13 protein-coding genes, 2 tRNA genes and 2 rRNA genes are annotated in these 17,384 nt (G+C 45.1%); 5 read left to right on the top strand and 12 right to left on the bottom strand.

Annotated elements, in window-relative coordinates; all coding sequences use genetic code 11:
* Nucleotides 1-38 precede the first annotated feature (38 nt).
* The 3 genes from pstB to AC6R05_RS18160 are packed head-to-tail and all read right to left on the bottom strand — an operon-like array spanning nt 39 to nt 4,799.
* Nucleotides 39-857, bottom strand: coding sequence for a phosphate ABC transporter ATP-binding protein PstB (gene pstB / locus AC6R05_RS18170; RefSeq protein ID WP_032551279.1), 819 nt, complete (start codon nt 855-857; stop codon nt 39-41).
* A complete protein-coding gene (gene pstA, locus AC6R05_RS18165) occupies nt 858-2,558 on the bottom strand; it encodes a phosphate ABC transporter permease PstA (RefSeq protein ID WP_500648225.1) in 1,701 nt (566 codons plus the stop codon).
* A 24-nt stretch (nt 2,559-2,582) separates the two neighbouring features.
* Complete coding sequence (locus AC6R05_RS18160; RefSeq protein WP_500648224.1) at nt 2,583-4,799, bottom strand: ABC transporter permease subunit; 2,217 nt, start codon at nt 4,797-4,799, stop codon at nt 2,583-2,585.
* A 205-nt stretch (nt 4,800-5,004) separates the two neighbouring features.
* Here AC6R05_RS18160 and ppk1 point away from each other — a divergent pair, with 205 nt between their 5' ends.
* Both ppk1 and AC6R05_RS18150 read left to right on the top strand, forming a co-directional pair.
* On the top strand, nt 5,005-7,104 hold the full coding sequence (gene ppk1 / locus AC6R05_RS18155) for a polyphosphate kinase 1 (RefSeq protein WP_285465444.1): 2,100 nt from the start codon (nt 5,005-5,007) through the stop codon (nt 7,102-7,104).
* Between the two features lie 115 nt (nt 7,105-7,219).
* Nucleotides 7,220-8,698, top strand: coding sequence for a Ppx/GppA phosphatase family protein (locus tag AC6R05_RS18150; RefSeq protein ID WP_500648305.1), 1,479 nt, complete (start codon nt 7,220-7,222; stop codon nt 8,696-8,698).
* 44 nt (nt 8,699-8,742) lie between these two features.
* Here the strand turns inward: AC6R05_RS18150 and AC6R05_RS18145 are convergent, their stop codons facing one another.
* From AC6R05_RS18145 to phoB, 3 genes are read right to left on the bottom strand one after another with little or no spacing between them, the layout of a single operon-like run.
* On the bottom strand, nt 8,743-9,708 hold the full coding sequence (locus AC6R05_RS18145; RefSeq protein WP_373417810.1) for a PstS family phosphate ABC transporter substrate-binding protein: 966 nt from the start codon (nt 9,706-9,708) through the stop codon (nt 8,743-8,745).
* 11 nt (nt 9,709-9,719) lie between these two features.
* On the bottom strand, nt 9,720-11,015 hold the full coding sequence (phoR, locus tag AC6R05_RS18140; protein ID WP_032551272.1) for a phosphate regulon sensor histidine kinase PhoR: 1,296 nt from the start codon (nt 11,013-11,015) through the stop codon (nt 9,720-9,722).
* Between the two features lie 35 nt (nt 11,016-11,050).
* Entirely contained in the window at nt 11,051-11,740 is a 690-nt protein-coding gene (gene phoB / locus AC6R05_RS18135) for a phosphate regulon transcriptional regulator PhoB (protein WP_032551271.1), read from the bottom strand.
* Nucleotides 11,741-11,935: 195 nt separating this feature from the next.
* Here phoB and rdgC point away from each other — a divergent pair, with 195 nt between their 5' ends.
* The 3 genes from rdgC (at nt 11,936) to AC6R05_RS18120 (ending at nt 14,978) form a co-directional block, all read left to right on the top strand.
* On the top strand, nt 11,936-12,850 hold the full coding sequence (gene rdgC, locus AC6R05_RS18130) for a recombination-associated protein RdgC (protein ID WP_500648223.1): 915 nt from the start codon (nt 11,936-11,938) through the stop codon (nt 12,848-12,850).
* Nucleotides 12,851-13,291: 441 nt separating this feature from the next.
* A complete protein-coding gene (gene trhP, locus AC6R05_RS18125; RefSeq protein WP_032551267.1) occupies nt 13,292-14,695 on the top strand; it encodes a prephenate-dependent tRNA uridine(34) hydroxylase TrhP in 1,404 nt (467 codons plus the stop codon).
* A gap of 28 nt (nt 14,696-14,723) precedes the next feature.
* Entirely contained in the window at nt 14,724-14,978 is a 255-nt protein-coding gene (locus AC6R05_RS18120; RefSeq protein ID WP_032551266.1) for a YfhL family 4Fe-4S dicluster ferredoxin, read from the top strand.
* Nucleotides 14,979-15,018: 40 nt separating this feature from the next.
* On the opposite strand, the gene AC6R05_RS18115 is transcribed toward AC6R05_RS18120, so the two are convergent.
* From AC6R05_RS18115 to AC6R05_RS18090, 6 genes are all read right to left on the bottom strand, one after another.
* Nucleotides 15,019-15,327, bottom strand: a complete 309-nt coding sequence (locus AC6R05_RS18115; protein WP_500648222.1) for a hypothetical protein — start codon at nt 15,325-15,327, stop codon at nt 15,019-15,021.
* Nucleotides 15,328-15,587: 260 nt separating this feature from the next.
* Nucleotides 15,588-16,427, bottom strand: coding sequence for a penicillin-insensitive murein endopeptidase (mepA, locus tag AC6R05_RS18110; RefSeq protein WP_500648304.1), 840 nt, complete (start codon nt 16,425-16,427; stop codon nt 15,588-15,590).
* A gap of 312 nt (nt 16,428-16,739) precedes the next feature.
* A tRNA-Trp gene (locus tag AC6R05_RS18105) sits at nt 16,740-16,816 on the bottom strand.
* Between the two features lie 102 nt (nt 16,817-16,918).
* Nucleotides 16,919-16,995: transfer RNA gene (locus AC6R05_RS18100), tRNA-Asp, on the bottom strand.
* Nucleotides 16,996-17,069: 74 nt separating this feature from the next.
* Nucleotides 17,070-17,185: ribosomal RNA gene (rrf, locus tag AC6R05_RS18095) — 5S ribosomal RNA — on the bottom strand.
* 92 nt (nt 17,186-17,277) lie between these two features.
* Nucleotides 17,278-17,384, bottom strand: a 23S ribosomal RNA gene (locus AC6R05_RS18090); the annotation flags it as partial.

Below are 17,384 nucleotides of genomic sequence, written 5' to 3'. Positions count from 1 at the left end.
CAGCTCCTAAATGATGATTTACTATAGAGATAGCAAACTTAACCGTATCTTCCTGTAATGTAGTCTTCTGTTTGATTTTTCAATGGCGAAGTAAAGATTGAATCGGTATCTGAGTACTCGATCAACTTACCCATATGAATAAACGCGGTGTGGTCACTGACTCGCGCTGCTTGTTGCATGTTGTGAGTCACAATCACTACCGTGTATTGCGTTTTAAGATCGTTAATCAGCTCTTCAATCGTCAGAGTAGAGATAGGATCCAGTGCCGACGTTGGCTCATCCAGTAACAGTACTTCAGGTTCAATAGCCACCGCACGCGCAATCACCAGTCGCTGCTGTTGACCGCCAGACAGACCAAATGCGTTTTCATGTAATCTGTCTTTCACCTCATCCCATAAGGCTGCTGCACGCAAAGAGCGTTCAACCGCATCATCAAGATCTCGGCTGTTACTCATACCTTGCAGGCGTAAGCCGTAAACCACGTTCTCATAGATCGATTTCGGGAAAGGATTCGGTCTTTGAAACACCATACCCACACGTCGGCGCAAGGTGGCAACGTCCACTTGAGGGTCATAGACATTGTGACCGTAAAGCTTCACTTTGCCAGAGACTCGGCATCCTTCCACCAAATCATTCATTCGGTTAATACAGCGCAACAAGGTAGATTTACCACAACCCGATGGCCCGATAAACGCAGTCACCTGCCCTTTAGGGATCTTCATTGAGATGTCGTCGAGCGCTTGGCTCTCTTTATAATGAAGGTTAAGCCCCTCAATTGAGATAGCTGTCTGCTCATCCGTCAGATTATGAACATCAAGTGGGGCGTAATAACCCAAGGTTTCATTAATTGAAAACATCTAATCTTGTCCTAAGGTTCGGTACTTCTCACGCAAATTGTTGCGAATATTAATCGCCGTCAGGTTTAACCCTACAATCACGGTAACCAAAAGAAACGACGTGGCGTACACCAGAGGTCTAGCCGCTTCTATGTTGGACGTTTGAAAGCCAACATCATAAATATGGAAACCTAAGTGCATGAACTTACGATCTAAATGAACGTATGGAAACTGCCCATCAACCGGAAGACTTGAAGCCAGCTTCACCACACCCACCAGCATTAACGGCGCAACTTCGCCAGCAGCACGCGCAATAGCGAGAATCAAACCGGTAATAATCGCAGGGCTTGCCATTGGCAGTACAATTCGCCACAAGGTTTCGAACTGGGTTGCCCCCAACGCTAACGAACCGTGACGAACAGCGCTAGGAATTCGCGTCAAACCTTCTTCTGTCGTCACAATAACGACAGGCAGTGTTAAAACCGCCAAGGTCAATGAAGACCATAAAAGCCCCGGGGTGCCAAAAGTCGGAGCCGGTAAACGCTCAGCATAAAACAACGTATCGATCGAACCACCGATGGTGTAAACAAAGAAACCTAAGCCAAATACCCCATAAACAATCGAAGGAACACCGGCTAAGTTGATTACCGCGATACGAATCAAACGCGTGAGTGCATTGGTTTTTGCATACTCATGGAGGTAGATCGCAGCGATAACACCAAGAGGCATCACCACGATCGACATTAAGATAACCAACAGCACTGTGCCGAAAATAGCAGGGAAAACGCCCCCTTCAGAGTTCGACTCTCTTGGGTTTTCCGACAAGAACTTCCAGATCTGTTTGAACCAGTGCGTTACTTTCTCAGCATAGTTCATCTGGTTCGGATACCAGTAATCTAAGATATGGCTTAACGGAATCTCGATCTGCTGCCCAGTCATATCTTCAACAATAAGACTTTCTACGTTGAGCTGTGTTCTGAGTTGTTCCAAGCGCAGTTCAGCATCATCAAGTTGTTCATTGAGTGCTCGTCGCGTGTCCTCATAACTTTTCAAATAGCTATCGCTGACCGTCTCGTTCAGCTCTAGTTTGCGCTTTTCAAGCCTTAGTTTCTCTAGCTGCCAACTGATCCCACGGATCTCTTGATTTACAATCCGCGACGTCTCTTCACGAAGTACATCTGCAAACGCAAGGCCATCTTCTAAGGACTGGTCAATATCAGTCACACTCGAGCCAGCTGCACTCTCAAAACGAACCGGTTTACCAAAGAAGTAACCACCGCGACTACGCTCAATCACCGCCCACTCTTTCGGCTCTGTTGGCTGTTGTAGATTGATATCTAAAATCGATACGAAATCTGCCGGATACAGCTCACGATTCGCCACTTTAATACTTAGGCGTTTAACCAACCCTGTAGCAAGCTGCTGCTCAGATAGATGATCTTGAGACTGAGGAATCTGAGCGATGGGAATGTACTTGTTCTCATAGAGTTGACCGATAAGGCGATCCGGAGAACCATTCAGTTCGACTTGTGACTGCGCTGAATCGTCAAGTTGCCATTGGTAGAGTGGTGCTGGCCAAAAATACGTAAGCCCTTTCCAACCAATCAGGAGCATCAAACCAAGCACGGAAAGCATACTGATACTAACCGCGCCACCAGTCAGCCAGATCCAAGGAGAACCTGACTTAACCCAGTTCAATAGAGATTTAAATTTATTGGCCATGAATACTATGCTGCCCCTTTAACACTATAATGCACGATACTTGTCGCGCAGTCGTTGTCTTACCCATTCCGCCAAGAAGTTTACGGCAAAGGTGAAGACAAACAGCAGCAACGCAGCTAAGAACAACAGGCGGAAATGGGAACCACCGACTTCAGATTCAGGCAGTTCAACCGCAATAGTCGCAGACAGAGTTCTCATCCCCTCTAATATGTTCCAATCCAAAATAGGCGTATTGCCAGTCGCCATCAGAACAATCATGGTTTCGCCGACAGCACGCCCTAGCCCCATCATGATCGCAGAGAAAATACCGGGACTCGCAGTCAGCAACACAACATAAATCAGTGTTTGCCATGCAGTAGCGCCTAAGGCCAATGAACCGTCTGAGAGATGCTTAGGCACAGAGAAGATCGCATCTTCCGCGATAGTAAAGATGGTAGGAATAACAGCAAAGCCCATAGCAAAACCAACCACCAGCGCGTTTCTTTGGTCAAAGCCAATGCCGTATCCAGCAAGGAAAGTACGAATATCCCCACCGAACAAAACAGCCTCAATCTGATTCCCGAGTACAAACACGCCAACGATGGTAACAATTAACACAGGAATTAAGATCAGTGCGTGCCAGCCGTTAGAAAATCGACGAGTAAAACCTTTAGGTAATACGTACCAAACTAACCCCGCCAACAATGCGCTTAATGGCAGCGCCACCATTAACGAGAACACCGCGGTGAGATGGGTTTCGACAATAGGCGCAAACCATAGACCGGCTAAGAAGCCGATAATCACCGTAGGTAAAGCTTCCATTAATTCAATCGACGGCTTCACCACTCGACGCATTCTTGGAGACATGAAATACGCGGTATAAATCGCGCCCAACACCGCTATCGGCGTCGCAAAAAGCATCGCAAACAGCGCGGCTTTTATGGTACCGAAAGTGATCGGGATTAAACTGAATTTCTCTTCAAAGTCATCATTCGCTGATGTCGACTGCCACACGTAAGCCGGTTCTGGGTAGCTTTCGTACCATACCTTCTGCCAGAGCGATGAGAGTGAGATCTGCGGATATTCATTGTCGACCGCTGCCACTCGAATTTCATCGTCTATCAAAGCCACTAGGTGCAACTCGTTGGCAGACATCGCCGCCAACTCTGGTGACTTATCAAAAGCACGTTCAAACAGAGACAGTTTTTCACTGGTCGTGTAATGGCTTTGCAATGTGCCGTTTTCGTAAAAACTATAAAAGCCTTTGCGATAGGTGTCCGGCAGAATGAATTGTACTTCTTCAGCTAACTGAAAATCTCGAATATGAGTTAGGCTACGCTGTTTATCCTTCAGCACATCAAACCATTGTGACACCTGACCATCGTTATGGGTCACAAGCAAAGAATAAGCACCAGACAGAAGATCAATCTTCTTCACCGCGTGTTTTTCATCGCTCAAACTCAAATCCACCAGCTCCCTGACCGAAAAATGGTGCTGATTGAGCGTCAGTACCGCCAGTTCAGAGTCTGATCTTAAGTAAAGCGTTTTGCCATCAGGCGTCATCAAGAGCTGATCTTGTTGACTAAACTTAGTAGAGAGCCATTGACTCGCTTGCAGATGATAATTGCCTTGAAGATCGGCTTGGTACCATTTCACCAACAAACGCTGATCAGTCAACTGGGCGGTGATGGTCAGCTGTGAACCATGACGTGAGAAAGCAAAATGTTCAATCTCAGCTCCGTTACTTTCTGTTGCTAGTAAGAAACGTTCAATCGTCTTTAGGCGTTGAACTTTAGGTTCAGCAACACTGTTTGGTTTGTAGAGTGGCGCACTGAATTCGGGGGAGAAAAAGGTAATGTCTCCACTTTTCGTAGCAAAAGCGTACCAGTTTTCTGCAGGCGTGTTTCGAGCGAACGCGATCGGGGCATCAGTGATCTGCTCAGAAAAATAAGAGTCAGAGTTTTGTGTATCTAAGTCCCAAAACTGAACTTTACCTGAGTTTTCAATAGTAAAAGCATGCTGCCCGTATTCATCAACCGAGAGCGCAACGGCATTATTCACAGAGAGAGACTTGCGAGTGTCACTCACCTGAATGTCAGCATCAGAAAATACCGGTAGAATAACCATAGCAAGGTAGATAAAGATAAGGACTAAAGCTGCCAGAACACTTACCCCGCCACACGTCACAGAAAAGCGGACAAGACGGTCTTTCAACCATCGTTTCTTGTCTTTTTCTTTCAGTGAAAATTGGCTAGGGGTCATCTTTCTGTCTACCTTTTTTGAGCTAATATCATAATATTTCGATTAGATGACAATTATATTACAGGTCACATTAAATAACTGAAACTAGTAGCAACTTTTGCATAAACTTTCAATTGCAATAATACCGTAACAAAATGAGCATACGCTGCTTATTTTTTATAATTTAAGCCCCAAAAAATACGTCAGTCAATCGAGGAGAGTCTTAATGAATGCAGAAAAACTCTACATAGAAAAAGAACTTAGCTGGCTCTCTTTTAATGAGAGGGTATTGCAAGAGTCCGCAGACAAACATGTTCCTTTGATAGAGCGCGTCCGATTTTTGGGTATTTTTTCCAACAATTTAGATGAGTTTTACAAAGTTCGCTTCGCTGATGTCAAACGTCGAATCTTGATTAACCAAGAACGCGGTATTAATGATAATTCAAAGCACCTCTTGGCTAAAATGCAAACCAAAGCACTAAAACTCAATCAAAGGTTTGATGAACTCTACAATGAATTGATTTTAGAGATGGCAAGACGGCGCATCTTTCTCGTCAATGAAACACAACTCAACGAATCTCAGATAAAGTGGATCCGAAAGTACTTTCGTAAAGAGATACTCCCTCACATTACTCCGCTACTGATGACCGATGAGATCGACGTATTACAGTTTCTGAAAGATGAATATGCATACCTCACCGTTGAGTTAGAAAAAGATCAGCAATCGAGTTATGCCCTGATCGAAATACCGACCGATCACCTTCCACGTTTCGTCAAAGTGCCAGAGCCAAAAGGCAAGCGCCGTAAGACCATCATTCTGCTCGACAACATTATTCGCTACTGTATTGACGACCTTTTCAAAGGATTCTTTGAATACGATAGCCTTAATTGTTACGCCATGAAAATGACCCGTGACGCTGAATATGACCTAAGTTTTGAGGTCGAACATAGCTTGCTAGAACAGATGTCTGAAGGGGTTGCGCAAAGATTGAGTGCAATGCCTGTAAGATTCGTTTACGAACACACAATGCCAGAGAACATGCTCAGCTTCTTGTGTGAAAAGCTTGGGATGTCCAACTATGACAGCTTAATTCCGGGTGGGCGCTATCATAACTTCAAGGACTTTATTGCCTTTCCAAATATGGGGCGAGAGTATTTAGAGAATAAGCCTCTGCCGCCAATGAAGTGCGCCGACTTCGATCACCACCACAACACCTTTAATGCGATCAAAGAGAAAGATATCCTGCTCTATTACCCTTACCACACCTTTGATCATATCACTGAGTTAGTTCGCCAAGCGTCGTTCGATCCTAAAGTGATCAGCATTAAGATAAACGTCTATCGAGTAGCCAAGAATTCGAAGTTATTAAACTCGATCATTGATGCGGTACACAATGGGAAAAGCGTTACGGTAGTGGTTGAGTTGCAAGCTCGATTCGATGAAGAAGCCAACATTGAGTGGGCGAAAGTACTCACAGAAGCAGGCGTGCACGTTATCTTTGGCGCTCCCGGTTTGAAGATACACTCAAAGCTAATATTGATTAGCCGTCGCGAGGGGGAAAAAATCACTCGCTACGCACATATCGGTACCGGCAACTTCCATGAAAAAAATGCGCGCATCTATACAGACTTCTCATTACTCACAGCCGACCAAGACTTGGCCAACGAGGTGCGAAACGTTTTTGGTTACATCGAAAACCCATACAGACCTGTACGCTTCGACCACTTAATTGTTTCTCCGCGAAATTCTCGTAAAAAGCTCTACCGATTGATCGATGGTGAAATTGCAAATGCCAAAGAAGGCAAGAAAGCGCAGATCACCCTAAAAGTGAACAACCTCGTAGATAAAGGTCTGATCAATAAACTCTATGGTGCGAGCAGTGCTGGGGTGAAAATCCGCATGATCATTCGCGGTATGTGCTCTTTAGTACCTGGGGTCGAAGGCATTAGTGAGAATATTGAAATCATTAGCATTATTGATCGCTTCCTTGAGCACCCTCGCGTCATTATCACTCACAATGATGGCGATCCTCTGGTTTACATCTCTTCTGCTGACTGGATGACTCGAAATATCGATCACCGTATCGAAGTCGCTGCGCCAATCCGTGATGAACGTTTGAAACAGCGTATTATTGATATTGTAAATATCCATTTTACCGATACAGTTAAAGCAAGGTGGATTGATAAAGAAATGAGCAACAGCTACGTTCCACGCGGTAACCGTAAAAAAGTTCGCTCACAGGTCGCCATCTACGATTACCTAAAGCAGGTCGAAAAGCACACCAGAAAAGCCAGGGAAACAAAGCCAGACGATGAGCAAAACTAACGATGCTTCCTCTAAACAAGAACCAAATACTTCCCTAGATGCCATCTCACTAGAGGCGGCATCTGTGCCAATCCGAAATGTCGCCGCCATAGACTTAGGTTCCAACAGTTTCCACATGGTGGTTGCTAAGGTCATTGGCCAAGAACTGCAACTTGTGAGCCGCCATAAACAGCGCGTGCGCTTAGGTTCAGGCCTAGACAGTCAGTCCAACCTTAGCAACAGTGCTATGGAGCGAGGTCTTGAATGCTTAGCGATGTTTGCAGAGCGCTTACAAGGTTTTGAGTTAGATAACGTTCGTATTGCCGCGACTCACACCCTTCGACAAGCAAACAATGCTCATATCTTTATTCAGAGAGCGAGAGAGATCCTTCCTTTTCCAATTGAAGTGATCCCTGGCCAAGAAGAAGCTCGTCTCATTTATCTTGGTGTCGCGCACACCCAACCTGAGTCTAACTCTAAACTGGTGGTTGATATTGGCGGTGGCAGTACCGAGCTGATCATTGGTGAAGGCTTTGAAGCCAGGCTCGTCAACAGTAAGCAAATGGGCTGTGTGAGCTTTACTCATCGCTATTTCGCCAACAACAAACTCTCCTCAAAAAACTTTGCCAAAGCCATCATTGCTGCGCAACAGCGTCTCGAATCGCTAGCGGGACAATACAAGAAGCAAGGTTGGGAAGCCGCTCTAGGTTCTTCTGGCACGATCAAAGCCATCAAAGAAGTCTTAATCGGTCTAGGCTATGAAGATTCAATCATCACCGAGAAAAGATTAGAGCACCTCATCGAAACTCTGTGCGAGCTTAAAACGATTGAAGATATCGATATCAAAGGTTTAACCGTTGAACGACAACCTGTGTTCGCAGCGGGCGTCGCAATTCTAACAGGGGTCTTCAAAGCTCTATCGATCAAGGAAATGCACTTTTCAGACGGAGCCCTCCGAGAGGGGCTGCTGTACGAAATGGAAGAGCGCTTTCAACGCTCTGATATTCGGATGCGTACCACAGAAAACTTAGCGCTCAAGCATCAGGTTGACTTAGAACATGCAGCACGGGTTAAGGGACAGGCGTTAGAGTTCATCCATCAACTGCAAGACTCACTCGGCATCAAGAAAAAGAGCCAGCTGTTTGATCTACTAAGCTGGAGTGCCCTACTCCATGAAGTTGGCCTAAGCATCAGCTTTCAAGGGTTTCACCGCCATTCAGCCTACATCTTAAAGCATACCAATATGCCAGGCTTCAACAGTGAGCAGCAGTCCGTAATGGCTACTTTGGCGCGCTTCCAACGTAAGTCTTTAAAGCTCCAAGAGATGCCCGAGTTCAACCTGTTCAAAAAGAAACAGGTCATAGGTTTAATACGAATTTTAAGGCTAGCTATCTTATTGAATGGGCAGCGGAATGATGCACCGCTGTTAGATATAAAGATTGATCTTGTAGATAAAGATCACTGGAAACTTAGCTGTGACAACCCTGAATGGCTAACTGAAAATAAGCTCCTCGCGGCGGATTTAGCGCAAGAGCAAGAGCTATGGGAGCAAGCCGATTGGCAGCTAGACTTCAATAACAATGGCTTCGACAACGATAGTTTCGATGATAAATAGCGTCGATGATAATACCGCAGCCAAGCCTTCATAAAATAGCGCGATTACAGCCCAACTTTAGCTAGCTCTTGTTGGGCAAATTCTCTTGGAATCGCAACATAGCCATCCTTTTCAACCAACTCCTGCCCTTGCTTAGAGAAGACGAAAGTTAAGAACTCTTGCTCAACTGGTGATAAAGGCTTTTCTGGGTGTTTATTGACGTACACATAGAGGAATCGAGACAATGGGTAATCGCCATTGATGATGTTTTCACGCGTGGCATCAACATAATCATCACCTTGCGTTGCCACTGGGATCAATTTAACCCCAGCCACTCGATAGCCTATACCTGAATAGCCGATTCCACTGATTGATGATGAGACCGACTGCACCACAGATGCAGAACCCGGCTGCTCATTAACACGGTTTTTAAAATCACCGCCACATAGCGCATTCATCTTAAAGTAACCATAAGTACCTGAGACCGAGTTTCGTCCAAACAACTGGAATGGGTGCTTGGCCCAAGCTTGGGTAATACCTAGGTCGTTCCAGGTTTCGTAGGATTGATTGGCGCCACAGCGTAGCGTTTGAGAAAAGATCCCGTCAATCTGGCGAAAGTTCAGCCCTTCAATAGGGTTATCTCTATGAACAAAGATACCAATCGCATCAATAGCCACTTTAAGTGCGGTCGGCTTATAGCCATGCTCTCGCTCAAAAGCTTCAATCTCACGCAGGCGCATTGGTCGGCTCATTGGGCCTAAGTGTGCAGTACCTTCAGTCAATGCCGGCGGAGCAGTTGATGAACCAGACGCTTGCACCTGTGCATTAACGTTTGGGTAGTAAGTCTTAAACTCTTCCATCCAGAGCGTCGTCATTCCGGCTAAGGTGTCCGAACCTACGGATAGCAAACTCCCCGAAATGCCATGTACTTTCTCATAGTCAGGCAATGATTCCGTGGTTTGCTCTGAACGAACAATGCCACTCATGGTTAGAGTGGCAATTAAAAGGCTAGAGACAGACAATTTTCTCATCGATTGACTCATTAAACAGTTAGACGACTTGGCAGCGTAAAGGAGAAACGACTACCAACACCAACTTCACTCTGTATTTCGAGATGTGAGTCGTGATGGCTGAGTGCGTGTTTCACAATAGCGAGTCCGAGACCACTACCACCGGTATCCCTAGAGCGAGCCTTATCGACACGATAGAAGCGCTCGGTCAGTCTGTGCAGGTGTTGCGGTTCAATACCATCACCCGTATCAGAGACATCCAAGCAGGCACCTTGACTGGTTTGATACCAACGCACCTTCACCGTAGCACCAGCAGGAGTGTACTTCACTGCGTTGTAAACGAGATTAGAGATAGCACTGCGCAACTGATCTTCATCGGCGAGAACACGCAAGCTCTTATCGATATCAAACTCAAGTTTATGCTCTTTATCACCACTCAAACTGGTGGCCTCTTTTTCAAGCACCTCCAGCATTGCAGGGACATTCACCACCTCATCTAATTCATGCATTGGCGCGGCTTCAATCTTAGATAACGTCAGCAATTGGTTCACTAGGCTATTCATGCGATTCAACTGCTCTGTCATCACGCCATGTGCTTTGCTCCACATTGGGCCGACAACCATATCTGGGTCTTCAGTCATCTCAAGGTAGCCTTGAAGTACTGTCATTGGCGTGCGCAATTCATGAGAAACGTTGGCAAAGAAGTTACGACGCATACCCTCAAGCTGTTTAAGCTGAGTAACATCACGTACTACCATTAGATGCTCGCCTTCAGTATATGGCACGATACGCAATTCCAGCATCCGCTCCACATTCAGTGGTGACGGCATCTCTAACGGCTCTGAAAAATCTTGTTTATTGAGATACTTAATGAAATCAGGAGTACGAATCAGGTTCGAGATCGGCTGACCAGAATCATCCGGCCAACGAAAGCCGAGTAAGTATTGGGCGAGCTTGTTGCACCAGACGATGTTGCCTTCACTACGAAATACCACAACAGCATCCGGCAGAGATTCCGCACCATTTCGGAAACGGCGAATCAGATTAGTTAACTCTTTGCGCTTACGACGCTGTCTCTGCTGCATACGGTAGATACCGTTAAACAGAGACTCCCAATTTCCAGAACCTGAAGGTGGTGTTAATCGCTTTTCATCCCACAACCACGCCGAAAGACGCATTTGGTTATGAAGATGCCATGCCAGCTGCAATACCGTAGCAGCCAACAGTAACCAAGGCAGGTAGCCAAATATCCAGCCAACTATAAACCAAGGTGCGTAAAAAAAAGCCAGCTCCCAAGCTAGCTTCTTCCAGGTTAACTTTTCAACCATTCAGGACTCCGTAAATCGGGCATCGAAGCCATATATTAAGCTTTTGTAGAGAAGCGATAGCCAGCACCGCGAACTGTTTGAATCAGTTTATCGTGACCTGCCGCTTCAAGCGCTTTGCGAAGGCGACGAATATGTACATCCACAGTACGGTCTTCTACGTAAACGTTGGTACCCCAAACGTTATTCAGTAACTGCTCACGGCTGTATACACGCTCTTGATGCGTCATAAAGAAGTGCAGCATCTTAAATTCAGTTGGTCCCATATCAACAGGGCCATCGCTCGCGGTAACACGGTGAGATACAGGGTCAAGTTTTAGACCTTGTACGTCAATCACATCTTCTAGGGCTGTTGGTGTCACACGACGAATCACTGCTTTCAGACGAGCGACCAGTTCTTTTGGAGAGAATGGCTTGGTGATGTAATCATCAGCGCCCACTTCTAAACCACGAACCTTATCTTCTTCTTCACCACGCGCTGTCAGCATTACCACAGGGATGTTGCGTGTTAGCTCTTCACGCTTCATATGCTTGATGAAATTAATACCGCTACCACCTGGTAGCATCCAATCTAGTAATACTAGATCTGGGAAAGGTTCACATAGCTTGTTCACCGCTGTATCGTAATCTTCAGCTTCTACTGCTTGGTAGCCTTTTTGTTCAAGCACAAAACACAACATCTCACGAATTGGTGCTTCATCCTCAACGACCAGAATCCTTCTCGACATAATTGAATAGCCTTTGTATTTAATCAACGCATTGCATTATCAGAGTTAATTATGACACTTTTGTGACCTTTGAAAACAAATTTTAATATAACTGTCTCAATCGTTTCACTTTAGAAGTTTTGATACCGAATTAACGACAAATTCGATCAAATCCCCTATGATGGAGCACTTCTAAAAAGGTATGAGAAAAAGTATATGTGGTTTAAAAATTGCCTAGTGTATCGCTTCAATCGTGATATTGAGTTCAATGCAGACAAGCTAGAGAAGCAGCTAGAAGAATTTCGCTTCACACCTTGCGGCAGTCAAGACAAACAGAAGTTTGGTTGGGTTCACGCTATGGGTAAGCACGGTGACATGATGACGCATGTTTCTGAAAACCGCATTCTGATTTGTGCAAAGAAAGAAGAGAAGATGCTACCCGCTTCAGTGATCAAAGAGACACTGAACGCTAAAGTAGAAGCGCTTGAAGTAGAATCAGGCCAACCAGTGAAGAAAAAAGAGAAAGACAACATCAAAGAAGACATCATCATCGATCTTCTTCCGCGTGCTTTCAGCCGCAGTAACTTCACTTACGCTTTGATCATGCCAAAAGAGGGCTTCATTGTTGTAGATGCGAGCAGCTACAAGAAAGCCGAAGACGTATTAGCATTGCTACGTAAAACAATGGGTAGCTTACCTGTTGTGCCTGCGATTCCAGAGCGCGCAATTGATGAAACTCTAACAGAATGGGTTAAAACAGGTGACACTCCACAAGGCATCAACATGCTAGATGAAGCGGAGCTTAAATCAATCCAAGAAGATGGCGGCATCGTTCGTGTGAAGAAACAGGAACTAGAAGCTGACGAGATCAAGAACCATATCGAAGCCAATAAAGTTGTCACTAAGCTTGCTGTGAACTGGCAAGATCGTATTGAATTCATTCTTGGCGAAGACGGCAGCATCAAGCGCCTGAAGTTCAGCGATGATCTTAAAGACGAAAACGACGACATTCCACGTGAAGATCAAGCTGCACGATTCGATGCAGACTTCTCTCTGCTGTGTGGTGAGTTCAGCGCTTTCCTACCAAATCTATTTGATTCTCTAGGTGGGCTACCTCACCCTGAAGCGTAATCAAACTGGGCTCTCAAGGCCAATTATCTTGAGAGCCTGATAGGGTCTATTGACCTTTCGCGGTTAAGTTTTGTTCGAGTTAGAATCGTTTTAGGCGCGGCAAGGAGTATGTAGCCTAGTCACTCTAAGTAAATACTTCTTAACAAAGCATAAAACGATTCTAGCCGAACCCTTCGGGCAGCCTTTGTGGTTCATCTCTACTGCGTTATCGGCTTTTCATGTAGGCTAGCTACACATCAAAGCCTCTGCCTTGTAGAAATCTCCCACAAAGCGCTGCAAAAATCAGCTCGAAAGATCAACAGACCCTAATACCCCTGCTTTTATTATTGTCTTCTACCCTAAATAACTAGTGTTGGATCTCATTTTAGCGTAAAATTTGCGCCCCTTTGATATCACTTGGTGATGTCAACCTGACTTGAGATCAGATTAGAGAAAGAAGCAATGACGACACAAAAACCATTTGTACCTGAACTATTATCACCGGCAGGAAGCCTTAAAAACATGCGTTACGCATTCGCCTACGGCGCAGATGCAGTTTACGCGGGCCAGCCACGTTACAGTCTTCGTGTTCGTAACAACGAGTTTAACCACGAAAACCTACAAATTGGTATCAACGAAGCTCATGCTCAAGGCAAAAAGTTATATGTTGTATGTAACATTCAGCCGCACAACTCTAAACTAAAAACTTTCATTCGCGACCTTAAACCAGTTGTAGATATGGGCCCTGATGCCCTAATCATGTCTGATCCTGGTCTTATTATGATGGTTCGTGAAGCATTCCCTGAAATGCCAATTCACCTTTCAGTTCAAGCTAACGCTGTTAACTGGGCAACTGTAAAATTCTGGGCTACACAAGGCGTGGAACGTGTAATTCTATCTCGTGAACTATCACTTGAAGAGATCGAAGAAATCCGTGAACACTGCCCAGAAACAGAACTAGAGATCTTTGTTCACGGTGCACTTTGCATGGCCTACTCTGGTCGCTGCCTACTTTCTGGTTACATGAACAAGCGCGATCCTAACCAAGGTACTTGTACTAACGCTTGTCGTTGGGAATACAAAACAGAAGCTGCAAAAGAAGACGAGAACGGTCAGATCGTTGAAGCAAACCCTACAGGTGTTGAGATTCAGGATGTTGAAGTTCAAGACGAACGTCCAGACAACACACTAGGTCTAGGTAAACCAACAGACGAAGTGGTTCTACTTTCAGAGTCACACAAGCCAGAAGAGAAAATGGCTGCGTTTGAAGATGAGCATGGTACTTACATCATGAACTCAAAAGACCTTCGTGCAATCCAGCACGTTGAACGTCTAACGAAGATGGGTGTTCACTCACTGAAAATCGAAGGTCGTACTAAGTCTTTCTACTACTGTGCACGTACTGCTCAAGTTTACCGTAAAGCTATCGATGACGCTGTAGCAGGCAAGCCATTTGATGAAAGCCTAATGGGTACACTAGAGAGCCTAGCTCATCGTGGCTACACTGAAGGCTTCCTGCGTCGTCACACCCACGATACGTACCAGAACTACGAGTACGGTTACTCTATCTCTGACACTCAACAATTTGTTGGTGAATTCACAGGTAAACGCCGTGGCGACCTAGCGGAAGTAGAAGTGAAGAACAAGTTCCTAGTTGGCGACAGCTTAGAAATGATGACGCCGAAAGGTAACGTTGTTTTCACACTAGAGATGATGGAAAACCGTAAGTCTGAAGCCGTAGAAGACGCAAAAGGTAACGGTCACTTTGTATTTATTCCCGTGCCAGCCGATCTAGACTTAGAGTACGGCTTGTTGATGCGTAACTTGAGCGAAGGCCAAGACACACGCAACGCATCAGGTAAGTAACTGTACTTAAAAAACTGAGAAGTAAGCAATGGCTCTGCTAATAACTGACAAGTGCATTAACTGTGATATGTGTGACCCTGAGTGCCCAAATGGCGCAATTACTATGGGTGACACGATCTTTGAGATCGACCCTGATCTCTGTACTGAATGTAAAGGTCACTACGAAAAGCCGACGTGTCAGTCTGTATGTCCGATTACAAAATGTATCATTACAGACCCGAATCACATCGAAACCGATGATCAACTTTTAGAGAAGTTCGTCATCATTCAAGGCCTCACCTAAAACTAAAAGGTTCAACTTAGCGTTAAGTTGAACCTTTTTTTTAGCCTGATTTCTCTATCGGGTAGATGTTGCAGAACATGTCCTTCTCAAATTGATACTCCAACCGCTCTCTCCAATTGGATGCTTGAGAAACATGTACGAGATAAAAGTTCTCTCGACTTGTGTCGGTTACGAAGGCCATCCCATATTGCATCAGCTCATAATGCACATCGTTAATAAATCCAGGGTCTACGCGCTGTCGCCCCGTTAAACTATTCAAATCTTCTCGTGTTAGAGAAACACCAGAAACCTCACTGCTAAATCTATGCCTTAACCACTCAGAAAACTCCTTCGCACAAATCATTGTCATGGTTTTGTCCTCGAATTACATATCGACGGGTATCAAGACTCTAATTCTTATATACGGCGTGTAAGTCCTATTTGTCACCCCAAAAACATTCTTGTTATGACCCAACTATGCCACTTCGACTCTGTTTTTGTTTTTGTCGGATTGTGAAAGATTAAATATCAAACGATATTCTTATTTACTCTTTACTCACTCTAGACAAAAGTGTGACATTTCTCCAGTTTCTGAACCTGTTCAGAGACTGGTAATTTAGCTTGAAATGTTTAATTAGCAATTACAGTTGAACAATATTCCGGCATCACCTTTTTTTTCTTTGGTTTTGATTTAGCAACTTTCGTCGGTGGAGGTACAGGTATCTGTTTGGGCGTCCAACTCGCTAACTCATAACCACAACCATCGCCTTTCGGTGGCGCTTTTTGCTCGACACAGCTAGTCGCGTCTTGAGGGCAATGTAGACGAACATGAAAATGAGAATGGTGGCCCCACCAAGGCCTTATCTTTCCAAGCCAATTGCGCTCATCATCTTGCGCTGATTCTTGATCGCACAGTGTTTGTTTTATCACAGGATGAACAAATATACGGGCTACATTAGGATCTTTTGCCGCGTATCTAAGTACCTCAAAGTGATTGTTTTGCCAGTTTGAGGTGCGTAACTTGTAGTTAGTTAAGTCAACTACACTGACTGGTGTAGGTACCGCGAGTTGATTCAGTGAGAGGTTGTTATCATTCAGTCTTAACCAGATATCGATGTCTAATCCTGTTTGATGGCTTGAGTGTCCTGAAGAGAAGCGGCCACCACGTGGAAGTGAAATATCGCCAATCATGAGTACTTGATTAAGATTATCGTTAACGGTTTTTCCAAGTGCTTCTACAAACCTAATCGCGTTTGTATGGCCGTAGTATCGCTTTCTCTGAGGACGTATAACCTGATACCCCACACCTTCCAGAGGCAATGCTTGTGCTCCATCCAAACACCCGTTAGCGTAAGAGCCTATTGAGTTGGTTTGATTGCGTGTAGGGCTATCTACACCTTCCCATTGAGTTGGGATAGCTTGTAATGGCATACAGAGTAAGAGTGATAAAAAAACACTCCCCCATTTCATTTGCATTCCTTACTCCTCTCACCACTCTTACTATAAAGTCAGCCCATGATTATGAGCATAGCTGAATATCATAAAAACAAAATCTAACAACAAATTTATACGAGTGAAATTGGGCTCTGAGATCTTTCTTAGTTGATAAGAAGGTAATAGAGGTGAGGTATTCAGCTCATAATGGTAAGAGCCGATTTAAATCTCTAGAGGGAGGGAGCGGTTTAATCGGAGCAAAAGGGCAATTCTATCACTTGGAAGTAACGATATACCCTCGCACCAAAAAGTAAAAAGGCTCTAGTCTTTCGACTAGAGCCTTGAAAGTGGCAGGGGTGGAGAGATTCGAACTCCCAACACGCGGATTTGGAATCCGCTGCTCTGCCAATTGGAGCTACACCCCTATTTTCAGTTTTAAAGAGCTGAAACTCTGAATAAGTGGCGGAATGGCCGGGCTTGCGTTCAAGCGGGACTCATTCGACCGAAGCTCGAAACCTTCAAATAAGTGGCGGAGTGGACGGGACTCGAACCCGCGACCCCCGGCGTGACAGGCCGGTATTCTAACCAACTGAACTACCACTCCGCAGTGGTAAACGCGTCTTTAGACGTGGTTCCAACTATTTGTCTTCACTTTTTAAAAGTGAAAATAAATTTGAAGCCTGGCGATGTCCTACTCTCACATGGGGAAGCCCCACACTACCATCGGCGCTATTGCGTTTCACTTCTGAGTTCGGCATGGAATCAGGTGGGTCCACAACGCTATGGTCGCCAAGCAAATTCTTAAAATCTGGAAAGCTGTTTCTGTTCTCTCAAACTCATTCAAGCGTTTGTATCTATGAGTCCATCAAAACCCCTTGGGTGTTGTATGGTTAAGCCTCACGGGCAATTAGTACAGGTTAGCTCAACGCCTCACAGCGCTTACACACCCTGCCTATCAACGTTCTAGTCTTGAACAACCCTTTAGGACACTTA

This window comes from Vibrio sp. R11-SG3-ISO9, assembly GCF_059834255.1.
This window is presented reverse-complemented; position numbering and strand designations above follow the sequence as displayed.